At 62.7% G+C, this 4,905-nt stretch carries 2 protein-coding genes; both read right to left on the bottom strand.

Annotated features, from left to right (window positions below):
- A partial coding sequence (locus AB0J47_RS42075) for a type I polyketide synthase (protein ID WP_364360254.1) occupies window positions 1-1,787 on the bottom strand: 1,787 nt, incomplete at its 3' end.
- A 22-nt stretch (window positions 1,788-1,809) separates the two neighbouring features.
- A partial coding sequence (locus AB0J47_RS42070; protein WP_364360251.1) for an SDR family NAD(P)-dependent oxidoreductase occupies window positions 1,810-4,905 on the bottom strand: 3,096 nt, incomplete at its 5' end.

The raw sequence follows: 4,905 nt of genomic DNA, 5'->3' as shown, positions 1-4,905 counted from the left end.
ACCGACTGCCCCAGCAACGGATCCAACTCAGCAACAATCACATCGAAACACTCCGCGAACACCGGATACGACGCACGCAACTCCACAGCCATACCAGCCCACTGCGCACCCTGACCCGAAAACACCAACCCCGTCGAACCCGACACCACACGACCAGACACCACACCCGGCACCTGCACACCGCCAGCCAACGCACGCACACCCGCCAACAGACCATCACGACCCTCGGCCACCACAACCCCGCGATGCTCGAACACACCACGCGTCGACGCCAGCGAGAAACCGACATCAATCGGATCGTGGTCGCCCACATGCGACATCAAACGAGCAGCCTGATCGCCAAGAGCCTCACCACTACGCGCCGAAACCACCCAGGGCAGCAGGCCTCCAGCCGGAGCGATCCGCGCCACCGGGTCCGCCACCGGCTCGATCACAGGGGCTTGTTCGACGATTACGTGAGCGTTGGTGCCGCTGATCCCGAACGAGGACACACCAGCACGACGCGGCCGATCCACCTCCGGCCACGACTGCGGCTCGGTCAGCAACTCGATATTGCCTCGAGTCCAATCGACTTTGGTGCTGGGCTGGTCGACATGCAGCGTCATCGGCAACACACCGTGGCGCATCGCCATCACCATCTTGATCACACCACCCACACCCGCCGCAGCCTGGGCATGACCGATATTGGACTTCAACGACCCCAACCACAACGGGCGATCCGCACCCCGCTCCTGCCCATACGTCGCCAGCAACGCCTGCGCCTCGATCGGATCACCCAACGTGGTACCCGTGCCATGGGCCTCCACCACATCCACATCGACCGCTGAGATACCGGCATTCGCCAACGCCTGGCGGATGACCCGACGCTGCGAGGGACCATTCGGCGCGGTCAAACCATTCGACGCACCATCCTGATTCACCGCCGAACCAGCAACCACCGCCAAAACCTGATGACCATTGCGCTGCGCGTCAGACAAACGCTCCAGCACCAGGACACCAACACCCTCGGACCACCCCACACCGTCGGCCGCATCCGCGAAGGACTTGCACCGCCCATCCGCCGACAAACCCCGCTGACGACTGAACTCGACGAAGGTCTCCGGTGTCGCCATCACCGTCACACCACCGGCCAACGCCAGATCACACTCACCCGACCGCAGCGACTGCGCGGCCAAATGCATCGCCACCAACGACGACGAACACGCCGTATCCACCGTGACGGACGGCCCCTCAAAGCCGAAAACGTACGAAACTCGACCGGAGGCAATAGCTCCCGCATTCGCGTTGGCCGGGTAGTCGTGATACATCATGCCGGTGAAAACGCCGGTCGAACTGCCACGCAGCGAACCGGCGTCGACGCCGGACCGCTCCAACGCCTCCCACGAAGTCTCCAACAACAAGAACTGCTGCGGATCCATCAACGCGGCCTCATTGGGACTGATACCGAAGAACGCGGGATCGAATTCTCCAGCCGAATGCAGGAAACCGCCCTCGCGGGTGTAGGTGCTACCCGGCGTTCGACCGGTTCGATCGTAGAGACGTGCTACATCCCAACCGCGATTTGCCGGAAACTCCGACGTCGCATCGCCCCCCTCCGCGACCAACCGCCACAGGTCCTCCGGCGAATCCACCCCACCCGGATACCGGCACGCCATGCCAACAATCGCAATCGGCTCGCGAAGGGCCGCGTCGAGCTTGCGGTTTCGAGCACGCAATCGCTCGGTCTCCTTGAGCGAGACACGCAACGCCTGCGCTAGCTTCTGGGTCTTGTCATCGGGGTTCGTCATGATTGATTCCAGGTCTTCCTAGTCAGTCCTCGGATGAGCTGTTGAAAGCCAGATCGATCAGGTCGTCGATCTCGAGCGCGTCAATCGATTCATCCGCGATGCTGTGATCGATTTCGCCATTTCTTTCCTGGCCCTGCGCAAGCTTCATCAGCGCATCCAGCAGGCCCGCCTCCTGGAGACGGGTGAGCGGAATTGTTTGAAGGGCTCGACGAATATCGTTTTCCGGCAGATCGGCCGACTCGTCGGAGTTGTGGTCGGTGAGTTCCTCGCAGAGGTAGTCGGCCAGGACCTGTGGTGTCGGATAGTCGAACACCAGAGTCGCGGGCAGCTGCAAACCCGTCACAGTTTTCAGGGTATTGCGGAACTCGACAGCGGTGACCGAATCGAAACCCAACTCGCTGAACGCCTTGTCCACCTCGACCGCATTCGGGTTCTGATGACCCAGGATCGCCGCGACCTGGCCGCGAACAATCTCCTCCAGCACCCCGAAGCGCTCGTTTTCCGGCGCGTCGGCCAAACGAGCACGCAATGCCACAGCCGCGCCCGAGGCTGCTTTGCGACGCTGCGGGATCAGATCTGTGAACAAGGTCGAGGCCGATCCCGTGACGCGCATGCCATCCAGATCCACATGGGCAAGAACCAGCGTCGCCGCATCGATCCGGGTCGCCACGTCGAACAGTGCGAGACCTTGTTCTTCCGAGAGCGGCAGCACACCGGAGCGAGTTATCCGCTGCCGGTCAACGGCATCGAGGTCGGCGGCCATACCGCCGTCCATGCCCCACAAACCCCACGCAAGGGACTGCCCGGACCGACCGGACGCCCTGCGATGCGCCGCCAACGCATCCAAACACGCATTGGCCGCCGCATAGTTGCCTTGCCCAGCGTTGCCGAACGTCCCGGCCACGGAACTGAACAATACGAATGCCTTCAACCGGCGGTCCCGGGTTAATTCGTGCAGGTGCAGGGCGGCATCGACCTTGGGGCCCAATACCGTGTCCAACCGGTCCGGGGTAAGCGAACCGATCGCACCGTCGTCGAGCACACCGGCCATGTGGAACACACCCGTAAGTGGATGACCGGCAGGAACATTGGCCAGTACCGCAGCCAATGCATCACGATCAGCGGCATCGCACGCGACGAACTCGACTTGGGCACCGAGTCGCTCCAACTCGGCACGCAACTCGGCGGCCTCGGGCGCGGATCCACCACGACGACTCAACAGCAGCAAACGACGCACACCGCGTGCGGTGACCAGGTGCCGGGCGAACAACCCACCGAGCAACCCAGTCGCACCGGTGACCAGAACAGTGTCGTCGGAGGCGAAAGCGTCGGGGGTCGCGGCGGCCGCCTGAGCGGACGTCATTCGGGCCAGACGTGCCAGGTGAACCTGTCCATCACGCACGGCAACCTGCGGTTCCGCCGCAGCCAGCACCCCACCCAGCAACCCGTCGAGTCCGGAATCGGTGTCGATCAACACGATCCGGCCAGGATGTTCGGTCTGTGCGGAACGAACCAGACCAGACACGGCGGCACCGGCAAGATTCGTAATATCTTCCCCCGCAACCGATACCGCACCACTGGTTCGGACCACCAACACCGAATCAGCGAATCGAGGCGTTGTCGTCCAGGCCTGAAGAACCTCCAGAACCTCGTGGGTCGCGGAATGGACCGCAGCCGGATCATTACCGGTCGGACAGTCCAACACCACCACTGCCGGGACATCCTCGCCTAGATCCCCCCACCGCACTGCGGTCACCTCGACTTCGGGCACCGAGATCGGTGTCCAGCCAACCTGGAACAACGCATTCCGGACGCCGGACACACCGGTAGTGAGCTGCGCGGGATCTATCGGTCGAGACGCAAAATGCCGCACGGATGCCACCGGGACGCCCGTCGAATCCGCGAGATCCAGAGCAACACCGTGCTCACCTGTCCGAGTGACCCGAACTCGCAACGCATCAGCCCCGGCCGCATAAACACTGACGCCCGACCACTCGAACGGCAGCGCGACTTCATCTGTGCGCATATCCCCAGCTGAACGCAAAGCATGCAAAGCCGCGTCGAGCAACGCAGGATGCAAGCCGAAACCACCTGCCTCGGCACGGGCTTGTTCGGGCAAAGCGACCTCGGCATAGATTCCTTCGGTCCCACGCCACACCGATGTCAACGCCTGAAACACCGGACCGTACTGATACCCCTGGGCATCGAGCACGTCGTAAACACCATCGATATCAACAGCAGTGGCGCCAACCGGCGGCCACGAAACCAGATCGAAATCGGCCACCGTCTCACCCCGGGCAAGAACGCCGTCCGCGTGCAACGTCCACGATGGCGTCGTATCCGCAGCACCGTCAGGGCAGGAGAAGACCCGCACAGACCGATGACCCGTCTCGTCCTGGTCACCGATCACCACGCGTACCGCAACCCCACCGGTCTCCGGCAACACCAATGGCGCTTGCAGAACCAACTCTTCCAAGGTCGAGCAGCCGACCTGTTCCCCGGCATGCAAAACGAGCTCGACAAAGCCGGTACCGGGGAACAACACCGTGTCCATCACCTTGTGATCGGCCAGCCACGGTTGCGCCTGCACCGACAAGCGACCGCTGAGAGCGACTGCGTCGGAATCCGGTTGCGACACTACTGCCGAGATCAAAGGATGCTCGGTAGCCACAAAACCCATCGCCCGAGCCCCACCACCGACAGCAGCGGCCGCTTCGATCATCCAATACCTTCGACGCTGGAAAGCATAGGTGGGCAAAGCAATTCGCTCCGCTCCCGTACCGGCATACATACCGGCCCACTCCACATCGGCACCCGAGACGAACAACCCGGCCACCCCACCCAACAGCACCGAGGCATCAGCCCGATCCCGACGAGCCAACGCCACCACGGTTGCAGCCGCACTCGTCAATGCCGTTGTCTCTGCGCCATCGAGGATCTGGTTGACCATCGGAAACAGCACGGCATCCGGTCCGACCTCCGCGAACCGCACTACGCCCAAGTCCACGGCCGTTCGAACAGCGTCAGCGAAGCGCACCGCCTCACGAACCTGACCCACCCAATACGACACATCACACATCTCATCGACAACACGCACACCAGTCACCGTCGACACCAA

This window comes from Nocardia sp. NPDC049737 (assembly GCF_040674755.1).
GTDB lineage: Bacteria > Actinomycetota > Actinomycetes > Mycobacteriales > Mycobacteriaceae > Nocardia.
The sequence above is the reverse complement of the archived record's forward strand: the minus strand, read 5'-3'. Positions and strand labels throughout refer to the sequence as shown.